Source organism: Flavobacterium sp. KACC 22761, from assembly GCF_034058155.1.
GTDB lineage: Bacteria > Bacteroidota > Bacteroidia > Flavobacteriales > Flavobacteriaceae > Flavobacterium.
This window is the reverse complement of the sequence record NZ_CP139148.1, coordinates 1,968,619-1,992,473: the sequence shown is the minus strand read 5'-3', so window position 1 is coordinate 1,992,473 and position 23,855 is coordinate 1,968,619. Positions and strand designations below refer to the sequence as shown.

At 33.4% G+C, this 23,855-nt stretch carries 26 protein-coding genes; 19 read left to right on the top strand and 7 right to left on the bottom strand.

Going from position 1 to position 23,855, the window contains the following annotated elements; all coding sequences use genetic code 11:
* Positions 1–40 precede the first annotated feature (40 nt).
* The 6 genes from SCB73_RS08750 to SCB73_RS08725 all read left to right on the top strand — a co-directional run bounded on the left by SCB73_RS08750 (position 41) and on the right by SCB73_RS08725 (position 5,362).
* A complete protein-coding gene (locus SCB73_RS08750) occupies positions 41–1,141 on the top strand; it encodes a diphosphomevalonate decarboxylase (protein WP_320569665.1) in 1,101 nt (366 codons plus the stop codon).
* Between the two features lie 45 nt (positions 1,142–1,186).
* Entirely contained in the window at positions 1,187–1,441 is a 255-nt protein-coding gene (locus tag SCB73_RS08745; RefSeq protein WP_091494097.1) for a hypothetical protein, read from the top strand.
* 40 nt (positions 1,442–1,481) lie between these two features.
* Positions 1,482–2,420, top strand: coding sequence for a mevalonate kinase family protein (locus SCB73_RS08740; RefSeq protein WP_320569664.1), 939 nt, complete (start codon positions 1,482–1,484; stop codon positions 2,418–2,420).
* 71 nt (positions 2,421–2,491) lie between these two features.
* Positions 2,492–3,082: a DUF502 domain-containing protein gene (locus SCB73_RS08735; RefSeq protein WP_320569663.1), complete on the top strand. Its 591-nt coding sequence runs from the start codon at positions 2,492–2,494 to the stop codon at positions 3,080–3,082.
* Between the two features lie 62 nt (positions 3,083–3,144).
* Entirely contained in the window at positions 3,145–4,101 is a 957-nt protein-coding gene (locus SCB73_RS08730) for a geranylgeranylglycerol-phosphate geranylgeranyltransferase (RefSeq protein ID WP_320569662.1), read from the top strand.
* 352 nt (positions 4,102–4,453) lie between these two features.
* Complete coding sequence (locus SCB73_RS08725; protein ID WP_320569661.1) at positions 4,454–5,362, top strand: pseudouridine synthase; 909 nt, start codon at positions 4,454–4,456, stop codon at positions 5,360–5,362.
* A gap of 62 nt (positions 5,363–5,424) precedes the next feature.
* On the opposite strand, the gene SCB73_RS08720 is transcribed toward SCB73_RS08725, so the two are convergent.
* Together SCB73_RS08720 and SCB73_RS08715 are read right to left on the bottom strand one after the other, a co-directional pair.
* Complete coding sequence (locus tag SCB73_RS08720; RefSeq protein WP_320569660.1) at positions 5,425–6,027, bottom strand: DUF937 domain-containing protein; 603 nt, start codon at positions 6,025–6,027, stop codon at positions 5,425–5,427.
* A gap of 283 nt (positions 6,028–6,310) precedes the next feature.
* On the bottom strand, positions 6,311–6,811 hold the full coding sequence (locus tag SCB73_RS08715; protein WP_320569659.1) for a DUF456 domain-containing protein: 501 nt from the start codon (positions 6,809–6,811) through the stop codon (positions 6,311–6,313).
* Between the two features lie 45 nt (positions 6,812–6,856).
* Between SCB73_RS08715 and SCB73_RS08710 the strand changes: the two genes are divergently transcribed.
* Both SCB73_RS08710 and SCB73_RS08705 read left to right on the top strand, forming a co-directional pair.
* Positions 6,857–7,240 (top strand): hypothetical protein, encoded by a 384-nt coding sequence (locus SCB73_RS08710; RefSeq protein WP_320569658.1) that lies wholly within the window; start codon positions 6,857–6,859, stop codon positions 7,238–7,240.
* A 49-nt stretch (positions 7,241–7,289) separates the two neighbouring features.
* A complete protein-coding gene (locus SCB73_RS08705) occupies positions 7,290–7,775 on the top strand; it encodes a hypothetical protein (protein ID WP_320569657.1) in 486 nt (161 codons plus the stop codon).
* Between the two features lie 106 nt (positions 7,776–7,881).
* Here SCB73_RS08705 and SCB73_RS08700 read toward each other — a convergent pair whose 3' ends face one another.
* Together SCB73_RS08700 and SCB73_RS08695 are read right to left on the bottom strand one after the other, a co-directional pair.
* On the bottom strand, positions 7,882–8,985 hold the full coding sequence (locus SCB73_RS08700; protein WP_320569656.1) for a glycosyltransferase family 2 protein: 1,104 nt from the start codon (positions 8,983–8,985) through the stop codon (positions 7,882–7,884).
* Positions 8,982–9,926: a hypothetical protein gene (locus SCB73_RS08695; protein ID WP_320569655.1), complete on the bottom strand. Its 945-nt coding sequence runs from the start codon at positions 9,924–9,926 to the stop codon at positions 8,982–8,984. Before SCB73_RS08695 ends, SCB73_RS08700 begins: the two co-directional genes overlap by 4 nt.
* Before the next feature lie 91 nt (positions 9,927–10,017).
* Between SCB73_RS08695 and ruvC the strand changes: the two genes are divergently transcribed.
* The 7 genes from ruvC to SCB73_RS08660 all read left to right on the top strand — a co-directional run bounded on the left by ruvC (position 10,018) and on the right by SCB73_RS08660 (position 14,724).
* Complete coding sequence (gene ruvC / locus SCB73_RS08690) at positions 10,018–10,572, top strand: crossover junction endodeoxyribonuclease RuvC (protein ID WP_320569654.1); 555 nt, start codon at positions 10,018–10,020, stop codon at positions 10,570–10,572.
* An 83-nt stretch (positions 10,573–10,655) separates the two neighbouring features.
* Positions 10,656–11,801: a radical SAM family heme chaperone HemW gene (gene hemW / locus SCB73_RS08685; RefSeq protein WP_320569653.1), complete on the top strand. Its 1,146-nt coding sequence runs from the start codon at positions 10,656–10,658 to the stop codon at positions 11,799–11,801.
* A 76-nt stretch (positions 11,802–11,877) separates the two neighbouring features.
* Complete coding sequence (locus SCB73_RS08680; RefSeq protein ID WP_320569652.1) at positions 11,878–12,645, top strand: cyclase family protein; 768 nt, start codon at positions 11,878–11,880, stop codon at positions 12,643–12,645.
* A 166-nt stretch (positions 12,646–12,811) separates the two neighbouring features.
* Positions 12,812–13,213 carry a GNAT family N-acetyltransferase gene (locus SCB73_RS08675; protein ID WP_320569651.1) on the top strand — a complete coding sequence of 134 codons (402 nt, stop codon included), beginning with the start codon at positions 12,812–12,814 and terminating at the stop codon, positions 13,211–13,213.
* On the top strand, positions 13,210–13,560 hold the full coding sequence (locus SCB73_RS08670; protein WP_320569650.1) for a DUF4260 domain-containing protein: 351 nt from the start codon (positions 13,210–13,212) through the stop codon (positions 13,558–13,560). Before SCB73_RS08675 ends, SCB73_RS08670 begins: the two co-directional genes overlap by 4 nt.
* Before the next feature lie 6 nt (positions 13,561–13,566).
* Positions 13,567–13,938 carry an MmcQ/YjbR family DNA-binding protein gene (locus tag SCB73_RS08665; protein ID WP_320569649.1) on the top strand — a complete coding sequence of 124 codons (372 nt, stop codon included), beginning with the start codon at positions 13,567–13,569 and terminating at the stop codon, positions 13,936–13,938.
* Positions 13,939–14,007: 69 nt separating this feature from the next.
* On the top strand, positions 14,008–14,724 hold the full coding sequence (locus SCB73_RS08660; RefSeq protein WP_320569648.1) for a PH domain-containing protein: 717 nt from the start codon (positions 14,008–14,010) through the stop codon (positions 14,722–14,724).
* A 132-nt stretch (positions 14,725–14,856) separates the two neighbouring features.
* Here SCB73_RS08660 and SCB73_RS08655 read toward each other — a convergent pair whose 3' ends face one another.
* The 3 genes from SCB73_RS08655 to SCB73_RS08645 all read right to left on the bottom strand — a co-directional run bounded on the left by SCB73_RS08655 (position 14,857) and on the right by SCB73_RS08645 (position 18,687).
* On the bottom strand, positions 14,857–15,957 hold the full coding sequence (locus SCB73_RS08655) for a DUF4407 domain-containing protein (RefSeq protein ID WP_320569647.1): 1,101 nt from the start codon (positions 15,955–15,957) through the stop codon (positions 14,857–14,859).
* Positions 15,958–16,395: 438 nt separating this feature from the next.
* Entirely contained in the window at positions 16,396–18,000 is a 1,605-nt protein-coding gene (gene pckA, locus SCB73_RS08650; RefSeq protein ID WP_320569646.1) for a phosphoenolpyruvate carboxykinase (ATP), read from the bottom strand.
* Between the two features lie 300 nt (positions 18,001–18,300).
* Complete coding sequence (locus tag SCB73_RS08645) at positions 18,301–18,687, bottom strand: DUF423 domain-containing protein (protein ID WP_320569645.1); 387 nt, start codon at positions 18,685–18,687, stop codon at positions 18,301–18,303.
* A 192-nt stretch (positions 18,688–18,879) separates the two neighbouring features.
* On the opposite strand from SCB73_RS08645, the gene SCB73_RS08640 reads away from it, so the two are divergent.
* The 4 genes from SCB73_RS08640 (at position 18,880) to SCB73_RS08625 (ending at position 23,854) form a co-directional block, all read left to right on the top strand.
* The gene (locus SCB73_RS08640) at positions 18,880–20,244 is read left to right on the top strand and encodes a saccharopine dehydrogenase family protein (protein WP_320569644.1); all 1,365 of its coding nucleotides are present in this window, start codon (positions 18,880–18,882) and stop codon (positions 20,242–20,244) included.
* Between the two features lie 227 nt (positions 20,245–20,471).
* On the top strand, positions 20,472–20,891 hold the full coding sequence (locus tag SCB73_RS08635) for a transposase-like zinc-binding domain-containing protein (RefSeq protein WP_320569643.1): 420 nt from the start codon (positions 20,472–20,474) through the stop codon (positions 20,889–20,891).
* 96 nt (positions 20,892–20,987) lie between these two features.
* A complete protein-coding gene (locus tag SCB73_RS08630; protein WP_320569642.1) occupies positions 20,988–22,292 on the top strand; it encodes a DcaP family trimeric outer membrane transporter in 1,305 nt (434 codons plus the stop codon).
* Between the two features lie 17 nt (positions 22,293–22,309).
* Entirely contained in the window at positions 22,310–23,854 is a 1,545-nt protein-coding gene (locus tag SCB73_RS08625) for an MFS transporter (protein ID WP_320569641.1), read from the top strand.
* Position 23,855: the final 1 nt, after the last annotated feature.

The following is a 23,855-nucleotide window of genomic DNA, read 5'->3' as shown; positions in this document are numbered from 1 at the left end:
TTAGGGTGAAAAAACTATCTTTGCCAAAATTTTATATTTCATGTTTACAGCAGCTGATTTTATTCCAAATAAATATACTTCAACAATCGAAAACGGAAACTTTGAATGGAGCGCTCCAAGCAATATTGCATTAGTGAAATATTGGGGGAAAAAAGACAATCAGATTCCGGCAAATCCTTCGGTTAGTTTTACTTTGAATAATTGCAAAACGATTACGAAATTAGGTTTCGAAAAAAGAGCCATTTCGACTTCGCTCAATGTGACAAACGATTTTTCTTTTGATTTGCTTTTTGAAGGAAAACCAAAAGAAGATTTCAAACCAAAGATTCAGAAGTTTTTAGAAAGAGTTGAAGTTTATTTGCCATTTTTAAAAGACTATCATTTTACGATTGATACTCAAAATACGTTTCCGCATAGTTCTGGAATTGCTTCTTCGGCTTCTGGAATGGCAGCTTTGGCAATGAATTTTATGAGTTTGGAAAGAAAATTAAATCCAGAAATGACGGATGAATATTTCTATCAAAAAGCATCTTTTCTTGCTCGTTTAGGTTCAGGAAGCGCTTGTAGAAGTGTAAAAGGCGAAGTCGTAGTTTGGGGAAATCAAGCAAACATAGAAGGAAGCACCGATTTATTTGGTGTTGAATTTCCGTACGCTATTCATGAAAATTTCAAGAATTATCAAGATACCATTTTATTAGTTGACAAAGGCGAAAAACAAGTTTCGAGTACGGTTGGGCACGATTTGATGCACAATCATCCGTATGCAGAACGACGTTTTGCGCAAGCACATGAAAATCTGCATAAATTAATTGCCATTTTTGAAAATGGAAATTTAGACGAATTCATCAAAGTTGTAGAAAGTGAAGCACTGACTTTGCATGCTATGATGATGACCTCAATGCCATATTTTATTTTGATGAAGCCAAATACGCTACAAATCATCAATGCAATATGGAAATTCAGAAATGAAACTCAAATTCCTGTGTGTTTTACACTTGATGCCGGAGCAAATGTGCATGTCCTTTATCCCGAAAACGTTAGCGAAAAAGTATTACAATTTATTCAAGACGAATTAGTTGTATTTTGTCAGAATCGTCAGTACCTTTGCGACAAAATTGGAGAGGGAGCTATTGCATTATAATTTTCCGTATCTTTATATTTATAATACATATTTTTAAGTCAGAACATGAATACTGCAACTATAAAACTTTACGATTTATTTAGAAAAGAACTTAATCTTGATGAGAGTAAGGCTAAAGAATTTGTCGAAGCTATTGACAGAACCATCAGCGAAGAAATACGACAAGATAAAACCGAGATAGCTACTAAAGATTTTGTGAAAAAAGAAATTGTAGATGCTAAAAATGATATGATAAAATGGTTTGTTGGTCTATTTTTTGCCTTGGCAATGATGATTATTGGATTATACATAAAAGGCTAAACAAAACCCAAATAAAATAAAAAAAGACATAAAATAAATCATGAAAGGACCCTTATTTTACTCAAAAATATTACTCTTTGGAGAATACGGAATTATCCGCGACTCTAAAGGACTTTCTATTCCTTATAATTTTTACAACGGTGCATTAAAAAAATCTGAAGAACCTTCGGCCGAAGCCATTGCATCAAACAAAAGCTTAAGAAGTTTTGCTTCTTATCTTGAAGTGTTACACACACAGCAACCAGAATTGGTTACTTTCGATTTGGAAACTTTAAAAAATGATGTCGAAACCGGAATGTATTTCGATTCTAGTATTCCGCAAGGATACGGCGTTGGAAGCAGTGGTGCGCTTGTAGCCGCTATTTATGATAAATATGCGACAAACAAAATCACAGTTTTAGAGAATTTGACTCGTGAAAAGCTATTACAGCTTAAAAATATATTTTCACAAATGGAAAGCTTTTTCCACGGAAAAAGTTCTGGTTTAGATCCATTAAACAGCTATTTGAGCATTCCAATTTTAATTAATTCGAAAGACAATATCGAAGCAACCGGAATTCCAACACAAAGTTTTGACGGAAAAGGCGCTGTATTTTTGCTAGATTCAGGAATTGTAGGCGAAACGGCTCCAATGGTCAACATTTTTATGGAAAACCTAAAAGACAAAGGTTTCCGAGCCATGCTTAAAAACCAGTTTGTAAAGTACACAGATGCTTGCGTAGAAAACTTCTTGCACGGCGATATGAAATCGTTGTTTACCAATACTAAAAAGCTTTCAAAAGTTGTTTTGAACAATTTCAAACCAATGATTCCTGAGCAATTTCACGGAATTTGGCAACACGGAATCGACACAAACGATTATTACCTAAAACTTTGTGGTTCTGGAGGAGGCGGTTATATTCTTGGTTTTACTGAAGATTTAGAACGCGCAAAAATGTCTTTGAAAGATTATAAACTAGAAGTAGTTTATCAATTTTAAGTTTTAAAATCCTAAAAACAATAGTTATTTGAGTATATTTTTCTAGAATCTTAATCCTAAAATTATTGCCAATGAAAAGCATTTTAAAGATTATCAAAGCAACATTTTTAGGAGGACTCGTGTTTTTAGTGCCATTGGTGGTTCTACTAATTGTTTTAGAAAAAGGATACGGCATTATTCAAAAAACCACGCTTCCACTGGTAAACAACTTACCCAGAATTAGTGTTTTAGGACTTGCGCTTCAGGAATTTATTGGAATACTGCTTATAATTCTTATTTGTTTGGTGGCGGGTTTATTAGCAAAAACTGCCAATGCAAAAAAGCTGGTGGAAAGATTAGAAGATGGTGTTTTGAGTTTTGTTCCTGGCTATTCGTTCATGAAAAACATGAACGAAAATATTCTTGGGTTGGAATCCAAAGATGACTTAAAAGTAATTCTAGTTCCTACAGATGCCGGTTTACAATTTGCCTTTTTGATCGAACAAATAAGTGAAGATAAATTTACAGTCTTTATTCCAGATGCTCCAAATCCGTGGAGCGGATCAGTGGTTTTCGTAGAAAAAAAAGATATTCAGGATATTGATATTACCCAAAAACAAGCTTTGGCCTGTATTCGAAAATTAGGTTACGGTTCTAAAGAATTGTTAAAAAACAAGCTTTAAAATATAGAATAAAAAAATATATTCTAACTTCCCTAAATCTAATCCATCACACTTTATAATTTATGTTAAGCAGACAGCACAAACTTGTAGTAATGAAAATTGTCAGTTTGTTTTCTGTGGTACGCGGTTATAACATTCCTATTATTGTTATCGCACAATATCTGTCTGCAATATTTATTTTGGCTCCAGAGAAAAGAGCGCTTGACATTATCTTGGATTTTTATTTGTTTCTCATTGTTTTTGCTTCGGCAATTACCATTGCTTCGGGTTACATTATCAACAACTTTTACGACAGCCAAAAAGATTTAATCAATAGACCAAATAAATCGATGCTGGATCGTTTGGTAAGTCAGAAAACCAAGTTGTCGGTTTATTTCAGCTTGAATTTTTTAGCAGTTTTAATGGCTTCGATTGTTTCTTGGCGTGCGTTTTTATTCTTTTCGGCATATATTTTCCTAATTTGGTTTTATTCGCATAAAATAAAAAGATATCCATTTATTGGAAATTTGACGGCTGCACTTATGGCTGTAATTCCGTTTTTTGCAATATTATTGTATTTCTACAATTCGATTTCGTTTGAAGAAATTGAAAATCACATGAGCCATTTTATGGTGATTTCCGCCCATGCAGTTTTCTTGTTTTTATTGCTTTTGATTCGGGAAATGATCAAAGATTTGGAAAATCTAAAAGGCGATTTGGCAAATAACTACCGGACGATTCCGATACTTTATAACGAGAAAGTTTCTAAGCAAATTATTACGCTTTTAACACTTTTGACCATTATTCCGGTTTATATTTTAGTCAACGTTTATGATGTTGGTTATATGGATATTTACTTTTATGTATGTTTTGGTGTTTTGCTGTTTTTCTTGATTTTTTTATGGAAATCGAATTCAAAAGAACAGTTTTTAATGCTTCATAATGTTTTGAAGTTTTTGATTGTTTCTGGCGTTTTTTGCATTGTTTTGATCAATCCGAATGTTTTATGGCATGGGCGCGAATTAATTTCTAATTATTAGACTGCCCACAGATTTTAACGGATTGAACTGTTTTTTTCTCTCGCAGATTGGGCAGATTACGCGGATTTTTTTTGATTTGAAAATCTCTCATAAATTTGCGAAAACTATGCAAAATAATTTAACTGTTCAAAAGAAGCCAATTGCTTGATTTTAGCCCCGATTGAAGTGGAAATCCTTTTATTTTTTTTCTTTAAAAAATAAAAGATTGAAACGGAAAGCGGGAATTAATGCCTGAAAAAAAGCCAATTGCGATGCTTCAAAATCCTTTCATTTTTTTTGCTATTAATCTAAGAACATTGAACTTAAGATTTATTGGCAGGAAAAAACTATCTTTGCACAAATTAATGACTTTATGAACAACAAGGAAGGCAATAATAGAAGAGGCGGATCGAGACCAAATAGCTCAAGACCAAACTCTAGCAAGCCAAAACCTCCTATGGCAAAACGCGCTCAAGGGCCGAAAAAAGTGAAACCTGAAGTTAAAGCTGCTCAGGAAGCTGCTGCTGAAAAATTCAGAAAACAAAATCAGCCGGCTAAGAGACAAAAAGCGTCAGATGAAATTCGTTTGAACAAATACATTTCAAATTCTGGAGTGTGTTCACGTCGTGATGCCGATATTTATATCCAGTCTGGAAACGTAAAAGTGAATGGCGTTCCGGTTACTGAAATGGGATATTTAGTAAAAATCAATGATGTTGTAAACTTTGATGGCGTTGTTTTGACTCCAGAAAAGAAAGAATATATTTTGCTAAACAAACCGAAAAACTTTACTACTGCGCTTGACGAAGGTCAGGAATATCGCAATGTATTGGAACTTGTTCGTGGTTCTACAAATTCAAAAATTGCTCCTGTAGGACGAATGGACAAGAATACAACGGGATTGCTTTTGTTTACAAATGATACTGATATGATTCGTAAGTTTTCATTGCCGAATCAAAAATCATCAAAAATCTATCAGGTTTCTTTAGACAAAAACTTGAAGTTTGAGGATTTGGAAAAAATCAGCAAAGGCTTAGTTCTTGAAGGACACCGTGTTTCTGTTGAGGAAATCAGTTATATTGAAAAGGAAGCAAAAAGCGAAGTTGGCCTTAAATTACGTACATCAAACGTTAAGGTTGTTCGTTCTATTTTTGAAAGCTTTGACTACAATGTTTTGCGTATTGACCGCGTTTCGTTTGCTGGTTTAACCAAAAAGAATCTGCCTAGAGGGAACTGGCGTTTCCTGACAGACCAAGAAATTATCAATTTGAAAAACTCTTAAGTTTTTCAAATTAGATTCAATATCAAATCCTGTTTTGCTCTTGCGAGACGGGATTTTTTTATTTAGAAACTGAAAAAGTTATGTCCAAAAAGTGTGAAGATCGATCTTCCGATGTTTTGATTTTTTTCTTCAACCGTTTCGTAATTTGAAAATCCTAATATGATTTTGATTCCGGGCTGAATGCTGTTAAGGATTTCTCTTTTTTGCTCTTCAAGAAGAAGCTTTAAACTATCTAATAATTGGATATTATTTTTAAGATATGAAACTACAAGAAGTGCTGAGAAGTTAAGTATTTCGCGGGCAGTTTCACTTTTGATTCCGACTTCGTTTGAAATCATTTCAGAAATTCTTCCTTTTTTTTGGGTGAAGATTTCTTTTAAAATTGGGTTTCCTTCAATTCGGTAACAATCATCGACTGATAAAATTCGGCCTGAAGCAAAATCGACTTCCTGGTAAAAGGTTGAATCGTCTTCAATCAATGAGATGACTTCCTTATAAAAGCCTGATTCTTCGGCTTTGTTATAAAGGCCCATTAAAATTGTGCCTATTGAAACATCAATCCCTTTGATTAAAAGTGCATCGTTTTCAAAATAAAACTTGTTTAGCTTAGAAACAACATTAGAAGAAATAAAACGTCTAAGTTCAATTTGTAGGTTTGGGGTCATACTCATAACTTATAAAATAATTATTTATAATTGTTAAAAATAATCGATAAAGTGAGGCTTTTTATCGTTTATCAGGATAAAAATATAAAATATTTTAACATTTCCAAAAATTAAGTTAAGAATATACATACCCGATTAACAGGTTATTAACATAAATTCTTGTCAGCATCAGTAAACATACTGCTTTCGTTATCAAAAGAAAATGAAAATATTTTTATACAATTTTTGAATATTTTTCAAAAAAGCATAAAAAATAAGAAAAATCCTAAGTATATTTACACGATTAAAATAAAATGTTTCGATATTCCCATGTCACATGCAGAAAAATTCCAAGAAAAATAACACAAAACATAAAGTTTATAAAACTTGAGGCGAGAAATCCAAGCAGTGATCCTGTTGCTGCCTTTAATGCTCTTTTATGGTTTTTTGAATCATATATAAGCTCTCCAACAAATGCGCCTACAAATGGACCAATAACAACTCCAAATGGTATCGGGGCCAAAATTCCAACTATTAATCCAATGTTTGTTCCCCAGACTCCATATGAACTTCCGCCGAATTTTTTAGTTCCTTTTGCCGGAATTATATAATCAAGAACCGTAATAGTAATGGTAATAAATAATGTAATGCCCAAAACCCAATAATTGTTTTCAACAGCCTTTGTGAGATATAAAAGCAGTAATCCGACCCAACAACTTGACAAGCCAGGCAAAACAGGCAAAAAGCTGCCAAAAATACCGATAATCATACACATAAAACCAAGCAACAACAATACTAAATCCATATATTTTTTGTAAATTGTATTTGCAAATCCCAGAAAAAACAAGCTATGAGACGATTTTTGAAAATATTTGCATTCTTTTCTTTGATACTTTTTATCAATTTAAACTTATACGCTCAAACTCAAAAACTTTCTTTAGATGATCTTTTATTGCAGGACAGCATTTATAAAAGTAATAAGAAAAAAGTATTAAATTTTTCTCTCAAAGAATTTGATGCGCTTTTTCTTGAATTTTTTGACCGCAAGCAAGATCTAAATAAGCTACTTACAAAAGCTGAATTTTATACCTACACCGTTCAAATCGCCACATTTTCAGATCGGCTTGCCCGGTTATATCCTGAACAAAAAGAACTTGCGGCGCAAAATAAGCAACAATGGCTCTCTGAAAGCTATGAAGAATATTTAGAATACAAAGGTTCGCAAAAAAAATAATCGTATTTTTATACCACAAAAGCACTTTATTCAACTCAACCTCAAAATCTTGAAGCAGTTTTTCATTTTTTTAGCTTTCCTACTTTTGAACTCTTGTCAATACTTTGAGAAGAAGGTTCCGTCTGAAAAAGAATTACTTCAAAAAGAACTAAAATCTATTAACTGGAAAGAGGTTGACGAATATCCTACCGTGGCCGAATGTGAAACAGTTGCAGATGAAAAACAACGCCAAAAGTGTTTTTTTGATGTCATGTCACAACTTATTCAAGAAAAACTGCAAATCGACAGTCTTTCTATTTTGTATCCTGAGCTGGACACCATTCAGGTAAAAGTTACGGTTTTCCCAAATTCGAAAATGAAATTCGAGCCTCAATTTCCTAAAGATTCTGTTGCTTATGACACCATCAAAGTAGATAGTATTTTGCATGCACGCCTGATTGATTTTCCAGAAGTAAATCCAGCAATAAAGCGCGGAATCCCGGTAAAAACACAATTTATTTTGCCTGTAATTTTAAAAGCGAAAGAAGAAAAGTAGTTTATTTTAGGAGCTATTCCTGCTGTCCACTGTATCTTTTGTGGTGAACCCCACCACAAAAGGATGCCGCTTCCATCAGGGCTAGGGCACTCATTTTCAAAAGAAATTACTTTTTGAATTGTCGGCCTTTCCATTCATAAGAACCAAACAAACTGTACAACGCAACAGCTGAACTAAAAAAAGGATAAAGCAAACTACTGAGTAAAAGACCTTTAATTTTGCTTGGTGTCAAAAATTGATTGGTAATTGAAAGCAGAACAAAATCAATTGCAAACTTAGAAAAGGCAAAAATCACAAAAATGGGATACGACCAAATTCCGAAAAGAAGCAGGAAAAATCCAATTACAAAACTCAAATTTCCTAAGAAAACAATCAAACCGAGAAACTTGCCAAAAGAGCTTTTATACGAACTTGTTTTTGACGCCCAGCGCACTCTTTGATAAAATAATGATCTCCAGTTTTTGGTTGGTTTTGTAACGACAATTGCCTCGTCAGCTTTAAGATACTGAACTTCATTTGGGAATTTTTCAATTGCTTTTTGCAATAAAAAAACATCGTCACCGCTGGCGATTTTGTCATTTCCTTCAAAGCCGTTTAAGCTTTCAAACAATGATTTTGTGTACGCAAAATTGGCTCCATTGCACATAAAACCTTTATTCAAACCAAAACTTCCAATCGTTGCGCCTTGCAAACTTGTTAAATCCAATTGCTGAAAATGATCTAAAAAAGAATTTTCACATTTGTACGTTACAGCGCCCGCCAGCATCGAAACTTTATTTTCCTGAATATAATTATCAAAAGTTAAAAGCCAGTTTTCAGGAACTACACAATCGGCATCTATGGTAATTACCCAATCGGTTTTTACGTGCTGTATTGCGGTTGTAATCGCATCTTTTTTAGGCGAATTTGAAATCCGAATATTGTCTATTTGTGAAACCCCAAATGTGAAATGTGAAATGTGAAATTTCTCGTCTGAATTATCGTCTACCAGAATTACTTTGAATAGATTTTTTGGATAATTCAAATTTGAAAAACTTTCTAAAAGTATTGGCAGATTTTCTTTTTCATTCCGAAACGGAACTATAATGGTAAAACTAGTTTTGGGTTTTAAATCTGTTTTCTTGAATTTTTTAATTCGGAAAAATCCAAAAATCAGCAAAAGAATGCTTATGATATAAAGGAATAATATGCCGAAAAATTCAAAAATCATTCTACAGTTTTAGTTTTAAAATTCAACACAAAATAACTTCCTAAAACAACTGGCAACACCACATTCAAAAACCACATTAAAGTGCTTATGAAAATTACAATCCACTCATTTACGCCTAAAATTCCGAAGAAATAAATCGCCACACTTCCTTTTACCGCAAAATCCAAAAACTGAAAAGTTGGCAATGAAGATGCCAAAAAATAAACCGACGTTATCGCTGCCATTAACGTCAAATAAGGCAAATCAACATCAAAACCTAAAAATAAAAAGTAATATTGATGCGAAAAAACCAAATAACGGCAAATTCCTAAAAAGATATTTTTCTGATGAACCGATTTCGGAATTTCGTTGATTTTATGAATCAGTTTTTCAATTGAATATCCTTTGACTTTTATCTTTTTAATCGAGAATAAAATAATCAGAAGCAGTATAAAACCGCCAAAGAGAATCAAAACTGTTTTAGTCGTAATTACATTGAATTGGGCATTGAAATATAGCAGTCCAAAAATTCCGAAAACAATTGTCAAAATCATCTGGATCCCGTTACAGATTAAGTTTAGAAAAACAACTTTTTTAGCTTCAGATTTTGGATAATACAACGCTTTTCCGGCGTACTCCCCTACTCCATTTGGCGTAAAAATTCCAGCTGTTAAAGCGGCCAAAACCTGTTTTGTAGCCTCATAAACAGAGATTTTATGAATTACTTTTGCCAGATTCTGCCATTTCAAAATCTCGAAATAACGATTCAAAACACTCAAAAGAAGAATAAACGAAATCCCTAAAACCGACTGGTTTTTCTTGAACAAAACAATAAACTTCTGCCAGTCTAATTTTTCATTGTTGGCCAACTGATTATAAATAAAATAAAATGCGCCGCCAACAATTAAAAGTTTGGCCAGAAGAACTAGGAATTGCTTAGCTTTGTGAGGAATTGAAATCATGCCGCAAAAGTAATCAAATGTGGCAATTAGAAAATTAGAAAATGTGGCAATTTTCTAAACTTCAAACCTTAAACTTGAAACAAAAACTCTCTTGGCACAAGAACGCATCATATTAGGTATTGACCCTGGAACCACAATCATGGGTTTTGGATTGATTAAAGTCACCAATAAAAAAATGGAGTTTCTGCAATTGAATGAATTGCAACTTTCCAAATACGACAACCATTACCAAAAACTAAGAATCATTTTTGAAAGAACTATCGAATTAATCGAAACGCATTGCCCTGATGAAATTGCAATTGAAGCACCTTTTTTTGGCAAAAACGTACAATCAATGCTAAAATTAGGCCGTGCGCAAGGCGTTGCAATGGCTGCAGGACTTTCAAGAGGCATTCCGATTACAGAATATGAACCCAAAAAGATAAAAATGGCGATCACAGGTAACGGAAACGCTAGCAAAGAACAAGTTGCTAAAATGCTACAACAACTTTTGGGTTTAAAAGAATTACCCAAAAATCTGGATTCAACCGATGGCTTGGCAGCAGCAGTTTGTCATCATTTTAATTCGGGAAAAGTCGTAGCTGGAAAAAGCTATTCAGGTTGGGATGCTTTTGTGAAACAAAACGAAGACAAAATTAGAAAATGAGATAATTAGTCAATTAGATAATTTCTCTTCGATCTAATAATCATTATCTAATTATCAAATTGACACATTATCTAATTAAAAAAATGAGCGGTATCTACATTCATATTCCTTTTTGCAAACAGGCTTGTCATTACTGTGACTTTCATTTTTCAACTTCGATGAAGAAGAAAGATGAAATGGTTTTGGCTTTGGCCAAAGAAATTGGTATGCGTAAACCCTTTGACTCCGCTCAGGATGACAATATCATTGAAACGATTTATTTTGGCGGAGGAACACCTTCAGTTCTTAGTAATGAAGAAATTAACTTTCTAATTTCAGAAGTTTATAAGAATTACAAAGTAATCGAAAATCCAGAAATTACGCTTGAAGCAAATCCAGATGATTTGTCTGCCGAAAGAATTTTGGAATTATCAAAAAGTCCGATAAATCGTTTAAGCATCGGAATTCAGTCTTTTTATGAAGAGGATTTGAAGATGATGAATCGCGCTCATAATGCGACGGAAGCCAAAAAATGTTTGGAAGAAGCAACCAAATATTTTGATAATATTTCATTGGATTTGATTTACGGAATTCCGGGAATGACCGACGAAATGTGGCGACAAAATATTCAAACGGCTTTGGATTTTGGCGTTCCGCATATTTCAAGTTATGCTTTGACGGTTGAACCTAAAACCGCTTTGAGCAAATTAATTCAAACTGGAAAAATTGCTGAACCGCAAGATGAAGTAGCTTCCAATCATTTTATGATTTTGGTTGAGATGCTTCAGAAAAACGGTTTTATTCATTACGAGTTATCCAATTTTGGGAAAGAGAATTATTTCTCCAAAAACAATTCGGCTTATTGGCTAGGGAAAAAATACATCGGAATCGGACCTTCTGCGCATAGTTATGATGGTGAAAAAAGAGGCTGGAATATTGCAAATAATTCGCTTTACTTAAAAGCAATTCAAAATGATGAACTTCCTATTGAAACTGAAGTATTGACGATTTCGGATCGTTATAATGAATATATTATGACGGGTTTACGAACGATTTGGGGCGTTTCTTTAGAACGAATTGAAAATGAATTTGGGTCAGAATATTTAAACTACTTATTAAATCAATCTCAAAAATTCCTAAACGACGATTTGCTTTCAATCGAAAGCAACATTTTAAAACCAACCATTAAAGGAAAATTTTTAACAGATGGAATTGCTTCAGATTTATTTTATCTAAATTTGGAAGAATAAAATTAGCCACGAAGGCACAAAGGCGCAAATCAATTAAACTTTGTGACTTAGCGTTTGCGGCATAAAACCCAAATTTGTGTTAGCAAAAATCAACAACTTCGAAATCGACTTATCAAAACCCATTGATATCTCTATTCCATTAACCAATACTGATGAAAATCCGATTGCTTGGTACATCGAAAAACCGGTTATTGAACCTGTAGTTTTTGGCGATTGGATTGGGAAAGTTTCGGAAGGAAAATCATCTACGAATTTTAATAATATTTTCTTCAATCCGCATGGGCATGGAACGCATACGGAATGTCTGGGGCATATTACGAATGATTTTTACAGTATTAATCAATCGCTTAAACAGTTTTTCTTTTTTGCTAAATTGATTACAATTGATCCAACGAAAATTGCTGATGATTTGGTGATTACGAAAGAACAAATTCAAAAAGCGTTGAGTGCTTCGACTCCGCTCAGCATGACAAACGAAGCTTTGATCATTAGAACGCTTCCAAATTCAAGAGACAAAAAATCAAGAAAATACTCGAATACAAATCCGCCGTATTTGTCTGAAGAGGCCGCGATTTTCATCCGCGAAAGCGAAATTCAGCATTTATTGATTGATTTGCCAAGTGTTGATAAAGAACATGACGAGGGAAAATTATTGGCGCATAAAGCTTTTTGGAATGTAAAAGACACGCATAATTTAAACAAAGATGCAAGATTTAATGCCACAATTACAGAAATGATTTACGTTCTAGACGAAATTGAAGATGGAAATTATATACTAAACCTTCAAATCGCTTCGTTTGAAAATGATGCAAGCCCGAGCAAACCAATTTTATATAAAATTTAAAAGGTTGCCACAAATTACACGAATTTCCACAAATTTCTTTTTTTTGTTTTGCCACAGATTAAAAGAATTTACACAAATTAAATCCTTTTTAATCCTTTTAATCTGTGGCAAGAAAAATTTAATTCGTGCAAATTCGTGGAATTAGTGGCAAAAAAACTAAAACAATATGATTAGTATTTCAACAGATAAAACTAAACTCGACGTTCCGTTTATACAGAACTTTTTAAAAGACATTTATTGGGCAGCGGGACGAACTATTGAAGAAGTGCAAATAACCATAGATGCTTCAGTTTGTTTTGGAATTTATTTGGATGACAAACAAATTGGTTTTGCACGTGTGATAACTGATTATGTCGTTTTTGCTTATTTAATGGATGTTTTTATTACCGAAGAACATCGCGGAAAAGGCTATTCATCCATTTTAATTGAAGCGATGGTGAACGAGCCACAATTGCAAAAAGTCAAAATCTGGCGTTTGGCGACAACTGATGCTCACTTTTTATATGAAAAATTCGGATTTACAAAACTGAATCATCCTGAAAAAATGATGGAAAAAATAATCAAATGAAAACAGTCTTAAAACTCGAAGAAATTGCATTATTTGTTCTCGGAATATTTCTTTTCAACCTTTTAAATTATGAATGGTGGTGTTTTTTGGCTTTAATTTTAACTCCAGATTTATCAATGATTGGTTATGCTTTTGGAAACAAAGTTGGAGCGTTTTTATATAATTTCTTTCACCACAAAGCGATTGCGGTTCTTTTATATATTTTGGGTTTTTATTTCAAAAATGAATTATTGCAATTAGCCGGAATTATTTTATTTTCACATTCGGCAATGGATCGTATTTTTGGTTATGGCCTGAAATACGAAAAAGGTTTTAAATACACGCATTTAGGTGAAATTGGAAAATAAACAATTATGAATTTAGAAACGTATTACGAATATTGTCTCTCAAAAAAAGGTGTCAGCGAGCATTTTCCTTTTGATGAAGATACACTTGTTTTTAAAGTAGGCGGAAAAATGTTTGCCTTGTCATCACTTTCTCAATGGGAAAAAAATGAGCCATCGGTCAATCTTAAATGCGATCCAGACCGTGCAGAAGAACTCAGAGCCGAGTACGACGAAATAAAACCAGGATTTCATATGAGCAAAGTGCATTGGAATACCGTGGCTTTAAACGGAAATCTTCCCGACAAATTTGTGAAAGAATTGATTGATCATTCGTATGGATTGGTTTTCAAAAGTTTGACAAAGAAAATTCAAAATGAAATTATTGAAATAGAAAATTAGGCATTACATTTGTAGCGTCAGTAAAAAACTCAGCGACTTAGCTGCTTAGCAACTTAGAACCTTAAAAAAATGAAAGAACAATTTAAAAAATTTCTGAACGAAGAACAAGATCCAAAAGCGATTGAAAAAATCACTTCGAAACTTACAGATTTATTAATGAAAGGCGAAGAAGTTGGATATATCGCAGTGCAAAAAAAGCCTGCACTTACTGTTTTTCCTGACAGCATTGTATTAACAAATAAACGTATTATTATTTGCAAACCTAAAAATTTAGGTCTTTCTATGGACTTCACAGATTATACTTGGGATGATATTGCAAGTACATTTGTAAAAGAAAATATTTTAGGTTCTGAATTTTCATTTGGAACAAAAACAGATTTGGCTGTTTCTATCGATTATATTCCGAAAATTCAAGCTAGAAAAATTTATACTTACGCTAAAGAGCAATTGGATTTATTGAAAAATCCTGTTCAAACCGCAACTCCAATTCAAGAAACATTACCAGTTGAAGAACCTGTTTTTGAAGAAGAAGATGAAATTGAAGAAGTAGAAACGGAAGAAGTGACAAGTTTTGCAGAAATTTTACCTGCCGCTCCAGCTGTTACAGAAACTTACGAGCCATTTCCAACACAACCTTCACAACCAACAGGAGATCGTAAATTAAGTGATTTATCTAAAGAAGAACTTTTTGATAAATTACAGAATTACAAAAAACTTCTTGATAATGGCTTGATCATGCAAGGAGAATATGATGCTTACAAAAAAGAGATTTTAAGTTACATGTAATCTTAAAGTACAAAGTTCTGAGTACAAAGTACAAAGATTATTGACTTTGTCTAAAATAACAAAAGCCCGAAATAGATCTCTATTTCGGGCTTTATATTTAAACTTTGTACTTAGAAACTTTGCACTTTGTACTTATAAAGTCGCTTTCTGCTTCTCTACAAATTTATGCGATTGCAATTCCAGTAGCTCTTTGGCATTTTTTCGCTGTAAATCGAATAAACCTTTGTCTTCGGCAATATCAGCATATACTCTATCGTGCATTTCGGCGCTGGTTTTCACTAATAAATCGCGTTGGTATTTGTTTTGTACCAAAGTTGCTTTCATAGCGGTTTCGGCTTCTTCTTGCTTGAAATCGAATTCTCCTTTTGGTGCTAATAATTTGGCAATAATTGGCGATGTTTCAATGGCTAAAAACAATAGCATAATGAAAAATGATGGCAACCAAGGCAGTTTATTCAACGCATTGATGCGTGCCATTAATCCGTCAAAACCTTCAATAATTGGTTGTGTTTGCGAAACTTTTTTATCTAAGTCGGCTTGAAGCTGTACGCCTGCTTTTTCTTTTTCGGCAATTTTAGCTTCATTGGTCTTTTTAAGCGCTTCGAATTCTTTTAAAGCGGCATCGTGTTTTTCACGTTTCTCTTTATATACGGGACCTTTTCCTAGTTTTTTAGTCCCAGCAGTTCCTTCGGCTTCAGTAATATAAACTGAATACAAATCGTTTACTTCTTTCTCTTTCTTTACAATATCAACTTTTAAAGTGGCGATTTCGGCTTTATTTTTATCTAAATCTGATTTGAAATAGTTTCCAACTTGCTTTTTATTGGCCAATTCCATTTCGTTTTTCTCTTTCAATAAAACGGTATTGATTTCTTTTTCGAAAATTTTAATCTCCAAAGGTTTTGAAATTACAATCGCTATAATGATGGCCAATGCAATACGAGGCGTCGCTTGAAGGAATTCATCCATAAAACGATCTCTTTTCTTAATAGTAGAAACAATAAATCGGTCTAAATTAAAAATCAGCAAACTCCAAACAAAACCAAAAATCAGAGCGGGATAAATAGAATCGAAAACAGTGAAAAGAGCATAAGCACTGGCTAAAAATGCCATTACCGCAGTAAAAAATACAGTGGCGCCAATACCGACATATTTGGTTTGCTCGCCTTCTGAACAGTCTTTCAAGAGATCACGATCGGCTCCTGAACATAGAATAAAAAATTGTTTTAACATGATTGATGATTTTTGATTGTGATTGATGAAACAAATTTAGCGCCAAAAATTTAATTATGAGGCAAATAGTTGATTTGTTTTTACTTGCGCTTTAAATAATTCCCATTTAACAAGTGTTATTTTAAAATTAATAAGTTTATTTTCATCAGGAGAATCATAACATTAAATTAATTTTTTTCAACTTTTTAAATAACATTAAGGTTCTAGTTTCGCGTCAAACCAACCTAGAACACGGTGAACAAATTATAATCAGAAATTACAAAGCTGTTCCTGTGCTTGGGTTTGTTCCAAAAAAAACATCAACCAGCCCAAAAAATAAATTTCAAGTTTTTCAATCGCAGTTTTAGTGTTTAATTTATTTTTTTTTCTGCGATTGAAAACAAAAAAAAGCTGTTCAAATTGAACAGCTTTTTTAATTTTGAATTAGTAATTGCCCCTTTATTCTGTAATCGGTGCTCCTGCTAAAATTTCAGCATTCGCAAATTCTTCAAATTTGGCAAAATTAGCTTTGAATTTCTGAGCTAATTCTAACGCTTTTTTATCGTATAAATCTTTATCTGCCCACGTATTTCTAGGGTTTAAAATTTCCTCTGGAACATTTGGACAAGATTGTGGTTTTGCAATTCCAAATACTGCGTGATCTTTGTACTCAACATTATCCAGTTCTCCGTTTAATGCAGCAGTAATCATAGCACGAGTATATTTTAGTTTCATACGGCTTCCTGTTCCGTAAGGACCTCCAGTCCAGCCTGTGTTGATCAACCAAACTTTTACTCCTGCATCTTTCATTTTTTTGCTCAACATTTCAGCATATTTTGTTGGATGCAAAGGCATAAATGGCGCTCCAAAACAAGCAGAGAAATTTGGCTGTGGTTCAGTTACTCCCGCTTCAGTTCCAGCTACTTTTGCAGTATATCCAGAAATGAAGTGATAAGCAGCCTGACCTGGATTTAATCTTGAGATTGGAGGCAAAATTCCGAAAGAATCTGCCGTTAAGAAAAATATATTTTTAGGATTGTGACCAATTGAACCTGGCTGAATATTGTCAATATGTGTTATTGGATAACTAACACGCGTATTTTGAGTGATTGAAACATCATCATAATCAACTTCATTCGTTCCAGCTTTAAAAACCACATTTTCTAAAAGTGCACCTTTTTTGATCGCTCTGTAAATGTCTGGTTCATTCTCTTCAGATAAGTTGATTACCTTAGCGTAACAACCACCTTCAAAATTGAAAACCGTGTTTTCGCTTGTCCATCCGTGTTCATCGTCTCCAATTAATTTACGTTCTGGATCTGCAGATAAAGTAGTTTTTCCTGTTCCAGACAATCCAAAGAAAATAGCAGTATCTCCGTTTTTACCAACATTTGCACTACAGTGCATTGGAAGTGTATTTTTGAAAACTGGCAAAATGAAGTTTAATGCAGAGAAAATTCCCTTTTTCATTTCTCCAGTATAACCCGTTCCACCAATTAATGCGATTTTTTTAGTAAAATCTAAAATTGCAAAATTAGACTGGCGTGTACCATCAACAGCAGGATCTGCCATAAAAGTTGGAGCGCAAATTACGGTCCATTCTGGAGTAAAGTTTGCCAATTCAGATTCTTCGGGTCTCAAGAACATATTGTAGCAAAACAAATTTGACCAAGCTGTTTCGGTTACAACACGAACATTTAATCTGTAATTGCTGTCTGAACAAACGTATGAATCACGAACAAAAACTTCTTTGTCTGATAAAAACTTTGTTACCTTGTTATATAGTTTTTCAAAAGCTTCTGGTGCAAAAGGAATATTTACATTTCCCCACCAAACTTTATCTTCTGTAATCGCATCTTTTACAATAAAACGATCTTGTGGAGAACGTCCTGTAAATTCACCTGTATTAATAGCCAATGCTCCTGTTGAGCTTTCGACACCTTGGCCTGACTGTAAAGTAATGGCATGCAATTCATCTGGGGATAATTGATAGCGAACTTTAGCATTTTCAATTCCTAATTCTTTTAACGAAATCGATTGCGAGAAAAGTGTGTTAGTGTCCATAAATTTTAAGTTGTGTGTGATGTTTGATAGAATGCAAAATTACAGATTTATTGTAAATCCTTTAAAAATATTTCAATTTCACTTTAATTTATGTCAAAAAAGCAAAATTTAAACTTTAAATTCAATAAAATAAAAAAATAAGAGCTTCTAATTTATTATCTTATAAACTTTTGCGTCAATTTGTTATATTTTTCTCTTTTTAAAGTGAAAACCAAAATAAATTCACACAAATAAGATTATATGTTATTTATGAGACAAAATTAAATATTAATTTTCAGATAGAATTTTTTATTCGGGATTTTATGATTTTTGCTTCAAAATAGTAACAAATAATGTCAACCAAGCAATAATTAATAGCATTCCGCCCAAAGGTGTTGCGAATCCTATAAATTTAAAATCAAATAAAGTGAAGTTTTTTGTAGCCAATAAATAAATCGAACCACTAAAAAGAACAACGCCCGCAACAACCAAATTATAAATGGTTTTTAAAGTTTTTTCGGAAATGTCTTTTCGAGTCGAAACAAAAAACAAAAAGAAAGCATGATACATTTGATAACGAACTCCAACTTCAAAAGTATTTAGCTCTTCTACAGATAAATATTTTTTTAGCAAATGAGCTCCAAAAGCGCCTAAAATAATAGCCAACATTCCGATAAAAGCTCCCGTCAAAACTATTCTTCTTTTCATATTTCTGTTTTTCTAATTACCCCACAAAAATACTCAATACAATTAGAAAAAACCGTTTGCTTTTTGCCAAAAAATAACGCCGAAACTGAAAAATTTAGATTTTAACTTATTTCAAAAATAAATTACATTTTTTATCATTTCACATTGTTATATTTATAACATTTTAATATATTTGTGTTATAAATATAAAATATGAGAAGCATATTAATTTTTGGAGCAGGCCGCTCAGCGTCGTCACTGATTCGTTATTTACTTTCAAAATCTGAGAGCGAGAACCTTCATTTGGTTGTTGCAGATCTCTCTTTGGCTTTGGCCGAAAAAAAGACACAAAAGCACCCAAATGCAACTCCAATTGCTTTAGATATTTTTAATGCTGAAGAAAGAAAATCGGCGATTGAAAAAGCTTCGATCGTAATTTCAATGCTTCCTGCACATTTGCATATTGAAATTGCCAAAGATTGCCTTCAATTCAAAAAGCATCTTGTAACGGCTTCTTATATAAGTGATGCTATGCAAGCGCTTGATGAAGAAGCGAAAAAAAATAATTTGATTTTCATGAACGAAATTGGCCTAGATCCTGGAATTGATCATATGAGCGCCATGAAAGTTATTGATGAAATTAGATCAAAAGGTGGCAAAATGCTTTTGTTTGAATCTTTCTGCGGCGGACTTGTAGCACCTGAATCTGACAATAATTTGTGGAATTATAAATTTACTTGGGCACCAAGAAATGTGGTTTTAGCAGGGCAAGGAGGCGCCGCGAAATTTATTCAAGAGGGCACTTATAAATACATCCCGTACAGCGCCTTGTTTCGCAGAACTGAATTTCTGGAAGTCGAAGGTTACGGGAAATTTGAAGCCTATTCAAACAGGGATTCTCTCAAATACAGATCGGTTTACGGACTTGATGATATCTTGACTTTATATAGAGGAACAATCCGAAGAGTTGGTTTTTCGAAAGCTTGGAACATGTTTGTCCAGCTCGGAATGACAGATGATAGTTATATTATCGAAGATTCTGAAAACATGAGTTATCGTCAATTCATGAACTCGTTTTTGCCTTATCATCCAACAGATTCTGTCGAAATCAAAACTAGATTTATTCTTAAAATTGATCAGGACGATATTATGTGGGACAAACTTTTGGAACTGGATTTATTCAACCCAAACAAAAAAGTAAATCTGCCAAATGCAACTCCGGCTCAGATTTTAGAAAAAATATTGACTGATAGTTGGGCTTTAAAGCCAGATGACAAAGACATGATTGTCATGTATCATAAATTTGGTTACGAATGCAATGGCGAAAAAAAGCAAATCGACTCAAAAATGGTTTGCATTGGCGATGATCAAACTTATACAGCGATGGCAAAAACTGTTGGTTTGCCAGTAGCTATGGCAACATTATTGATTTTGAATGGAAAAATCTCAACTCCAGGTGTTCAGCTTCCGATTAAAAAAGAAGTTTATGAACCCATTTTAAAAGAATTAGAAGAATATGGGGTTATTTTTAACGAACAAATCGTGCCCTATTTTGGATATAATCCGGACTTGTTTTAGTCCAAGTTTTTTGATTTTATTTTTTAGAATTTTTTTTTAGTTTATTTTATCCGCTTCTCTGATGCAAAGAAGCGGATTTTTTTTACTCCTTGCAACTCTTTTACATTCTTTTATAATCAACATATTTGGATGATTTAACCAAAAAATGTGTTTTTTCCTTCTTTTTTATTTGATTGAAATCTATTTTTGTAGCTAATTTACTATATTTATACAAACTTTATATATATATGGAAATTTTAGCATGTCCGAAGTGTCAAAGCGATTATATTATTAAAAGTGGTATAATCAATAACAAGCAAAGATATCTGTGCAAAAAATGCAATTATTTTTTTACAGTCAACAAAATAGGAAAAAAAATTGATAGTTACTATGTGACCAAAGCTTTGCAATTGTATCTTGAAGGTCTAAGTTATAGGGAAATTGAGAGAGTTATTGGCATTTCACATGTCACGATTAGCAAGTGGATAAAAGCTTTTCATATAAAAAAACCACATCAGGTAGAATATCATCCTACATACAAAATTTTCAATCATCTAGAATTAATTGAACAACTGTCAAACAAGGAATTACTGACCGGTGCAGGAGTCATTATAACAGCTCTTGGAGATAAATTTATGGTGATAAAATGGCAACGTTTTAAAGAATAACTATACTAGTTTACAGATAAATATAGTAACTTTTTTTTTACTGATAAATAATTTGAATTTGGTTGTTATCAAACTAACCAACCAGCCATTTAAATTATGAAAAAGAAGTTATTTTTTCTTTTCTTGGGAATACTTTCCCTGAAAGGATTTTCGCAGACTACAAAACCCGAAACCGTTTCTGTTATTCCAACTATTACTGCAAAAGAATGGGATTTTAATTTTTATGGTTTTATAAGAACTGATTATATTTTCGACACTAGAAAATCGGCTCAGGTAAGAGAGGATAATTTAAATCTCTATCCTTTGGACAAAGTTCTGGATGCAAATGGGGCAGATTTAAATGATGTTTCGGCTTCAAACATTTTGTCAATAGTCTCTAGAGTAGGCTTAAAAATAAAAGGGCCAAATGTTTGGGGAGCAAAAATGACAGGAACACTGGAAGGAGATTTTTTTGGAAATACCGAAGCTTCAATAGGACTAGTAAGATTGAGACACGCTTACATAAATATGGAATGGCAAAAAACGTCTCTTTTAATTGGACAAACTTGGTATCCTGCATTTATTCCTGAAGTTTTTCCGGGAGTAGCAAATTTTAATACCGGAATTATGTTTAATCCTTTTGGATGGGCATCGCAAATTAAACTAAAGCAAAATTTCACAAAAGAATTATCATTTGCGGCAACCATCTATAAAGAACGAGAATTTACAACTGCAGCAGCCACAGGAGGCACACAAAATGCAGCATCAATTAATTCCCCTTTGCCAACATTCCATGGGCAGTTTCAATTTAAAAATAAAAATTGGCTTGCAGGCATTGGAGCAGAATACAAATCGCTTCAGCCTCTTACAGAATACGCTCCAACAATTGATACAAAAGCAAAAACTTCTGAAAAAGTCAACAGCACATCTTTTTTAGGTTTTGTCAAATATGCAAACGATAAAATCTCCATCAAAACATATGGAATTACAGGTGGAAATATGATCAATTTTGTAATGCTAGGAGGGTTTGCAGGGTATTCGACTCCTTTAAATCCCGAAAAATACGAAGCAATAAAAACCTCATCCTTTTGGATTGATGTAGCTAGCAACAATAAAAAAATAGCACCGGCATTATTTTTCGGATATACCAAAAATCAAGGTGACGGAAGAAACGGCCTCGCTGTCGGAGAAACCGTAAAATATTACAACCGAGGTATTTCCAACTCCAGAGTCATTGATAATGTTTGGCGTCTTTCCGGACGTGTAGAGTTTAAGCACAATAATTTCAAAATAACTCCAGAATTAGAATATACCGCAGCTCAATGGGGAGACTTAGATAAAAATGCTAATGGAAAAGCCGATTTAAACCTAACAACTGTTGGCAATTTTAGAACATTACTCTCATGCGCATACTCTTTTTAACCAATAAATAAAACCATATGAAAGAAAAATCAACAAAAGGAATCTGGAAGGTTATTTCGGCCTCTTCTATGGGGACGATGATTGAATGGTACGATTTCTACATTTTTGGAAGTTTAGCAGTCGTAATTTCAACAAAATTTTTCCCCGCTGACAACCCCACTGCAGCATTTTTAGCAACATTAGCAACTTTTGCGGTCGGTTTTGTAGTTCGCCCTTTTGGGGCCTTATTCTTCGGAAGACTAGGTGATCTTATAGGAAGGAAATATACATTTATGGTTACATTATTATTAATGGGCGGCGCAACTTTCTTGATAGGCTGTGTACCGAGTTATGAAACCATTGGGTTTATGGCGCCTGTCTTAGTATTACTTTTAAGAATGCTTCAGGGACTTGCTCTTGGTGGCGAATATGGAGGCGCGGCAACTTATGTAGCCGAACATGCTCCTGTAGGACAGCGAGGCTATTGGACATCATGGATTCAAACCACAGCAACCGTCGGGCTTTTTATATCATTAATGGTGATTTTGGCAACTCGAAATTTACTTACACCCGAACAATTTAATCACTGGGGATGGAGAGTTCCGTTTTGGATCTCAATTGTTATGGTTGGCATTTCCTATTTGATTCGCAAAAACATGCATGAATCCCCTGTTTTTGCCAAAGCAAAACAAGAAGGTAAAACAAGTACAAACCCTTTAGCAGAAAGTTTTGGAAACCGATACAATTTAAAATTTGTGCTATTGGCTTTATTTGGAGCTACAATGGGGCAAGGCGTAATTTGGTATACTGGACAATTTTATGTAATGAGTTTTATGAAAACTGTTATGTCAATAGATTCTTCACAAGTAGATACTTTGTTGGGAATTGGATTATTAATAGGCACTCCGTTCTTTATTGTTTTTGGTTGGTTAAGTGATAAAATAGGCAGAAAATATATTATGATGGCCGGAATGCTGATTGCAATTTTATCTTACAGACCCATTTATCAAAAAATGTACGATACAACTGATGTTAAAACAAAAACAGAAATTGTAAGCAAAACCAAAATTCAGGCCGAGCTCAAAGAAAACCAAAATCACGAATTTGCAATGGATTCTGTTTATACTACTAGCAAGTCTTATACTGATGGAACTGCTTTTCTTCAAATTAAAACGGTTTCCTTAGAAAATGGAAAAGCAGTTATTGTAGATGGAAAACCTAAAACAGAAATCAAAACGACAGTCACCATCAACAACAGTGACAAATGGTCTTTAGTTTTTTTAATATTTATTCAGGTATTATTCGTAACGATGGTTTATGGTCCAATTGCTGCCTTTTTGGTAGAAATGTTCCCTGCTAAAATCAGATACTCTTCTATGTCATTACCTTACCATGTTGGAAATGGAATTTTTGGAGGATTGCTTCCCGCAATTTCCACTTATCTGGTCATAAATGCAAAAGAAAAAGGAGATCCTACTTTTTTTCTTGAAGGACTTTGGTATCCTATCATAATTGCAGGAACCTCTCTTGTAATTGGAATGATATACATCAAAAACAAAGACAAAAAAAATACTCACATTTAAA

Coding starts and splice junctions, on each gene's coding strand:
- SCB73_RS08635 (WP_320569643.1), top strand. CDS start 20,472: ATGGAAATTTTAGCATGTCCGAAGTGTCAAAGCGATTATATTATTAAA.
- SCB73_RS08675 (WP_320569651.1), top strand. CDS start 12,812: ATGATTAGTATTTCAACAGATAAAACTAAACTCGACGTTCCGTTTATA.
- SCB73_RS08715 (WP_320569659.1), bottom strand. CDS start 6,811: ATGGATTTAGTATTGTTGTTGCTTGGTTTTATGTGTATGATTATCGGT.
- SCB73_RS08670 (WP_320569650.1), top strand. CDS start 13,210: ATGAAAACAGTCTTAAAACTCGAAGAAATTGCATTATTTGTTCTCGGA.
- SCB73_RS08630 (WP_320569642.1), top strand. CDS start 20,988: ATGAAAAAGAAGTTATTTTTTCTTTTCTTGGGAATACTTTCCCTGAAA.
- SCB73_RS08700 (WP_320569656.1), bottom strand. CDS start 8,985: ATGATTTTTGAATTTTTCGGCATATTATTCCTTTATATCATAAGCATT.
- hemW (WP_320569653.1), top strand. CDS start 10,656: ATGAGCGGTATCTACATTCATATTCCTTTTTGCAAACAGGCTTGTCAT.
- SCB73_RS08730 (WP_320569662.1), top strand. CDS start 3,145: ATGTTAAGCAGACAGCACAAACTTGTAGTAATGAAAATTGTCAGTTTG.
- SCB73_RS08745 (WP_091494097.1), top strand. CDS start 1,187: ATGAATACTGCAACTATAAAACTTTACGATTTATTTAGAAAAGAACTT.
- SCB73_RS08740 (WP_320569664.1), top strand. CDS start 1,482: ATGAAAGGACCCTTATTTTACTCAAAAATATTACTCTTTGGAGAATAC.
- SCB73_RS08640 (WP_320569644.1), top strand. CDS start 18,880: ATGAGAAGCATATTAATTTTTGGAGCAGGCCGCTCAGCGTCGTCACTG.
- SCB73_RS08665 (WP_320569649.1), top strand. CDS start 13,567: ATGAATTTAGAAACGTATTACGAATATTGTCTCTCAAAAAAAGGTGTC.
- pckA (WP_320569646.1), bottom strand. CDS start 18,000: ATGGACACTAACACACTTTTCTCGCAATCGATTTCGTTAAAAGAATTA.
- SCB73_RS08720 (WP_320569660.1), bottom strand. CDS start 6,027: ATGACCCCAAACCTACAAATTGAACTTAGACGTTTTATTTCTTCTAAT.
- SCB73_RS08695 (WP_320569655.1), bottom strand. CDS start 9,926: ATGATTTCAATTCCTCACAAAGCTAAGCAATTCCTAGTTCTTCTGGCC.
- SCB73_RS08660 (WP_320569648.1), top strand. CDS start 14,008: ATGAAAGAACAATTTAAAAAATTTCTGAACGAAGAACAAGATCCAAAA.
- SCB73_RS08735 (WP_320569663.1), top strand. CDS start 2,492: ATGAAAAGCATTTTAAAGATTATCAAAGCAACATTTTTAGGAGGACTC.
- SCB73_RS08710 (WP_320569658.1), top strand. CDS start 6,857: ATGAGACGATTTTTGAAAATATTTGCATTCTTTTCTTTGATACTTTTT.
- SCB73_RS08750 (WP_320569665.1), top strand. CDS start 41: ATGTTTACAGCAGCTGATTTTATTCCAAATAAATATACTTCAACAATC.
- SCB73_RS08645 (WP_320569645.1), bottom strand. CDS start 18,687: ATGAAAAGAAGAATAGTTTTGACGGGAGCTTTTATCGGAATGTTGGCT.
- SCB73_RS08625 (WP_320569641.1), top strand. CDS start 22,310: ATGAAAGAAAAATCAACAAAAGGAATCTGGAAGGTTATTTCGGCCTCT.
- SCB73_RS08725 (WP_320569661.1), top strand. CDS start 4,454: ATGAACAACAAGGAAGGCAATAATAGAAGAGGCGGATCGAGACCAAAT.
- SCB73_RS08655 (WP_320569647.1), bottom strand. CDS start 15,957: ATGTTAAAACAATTTTTTATTCTATGTTCAGGAGCCGATCGTGATCTC.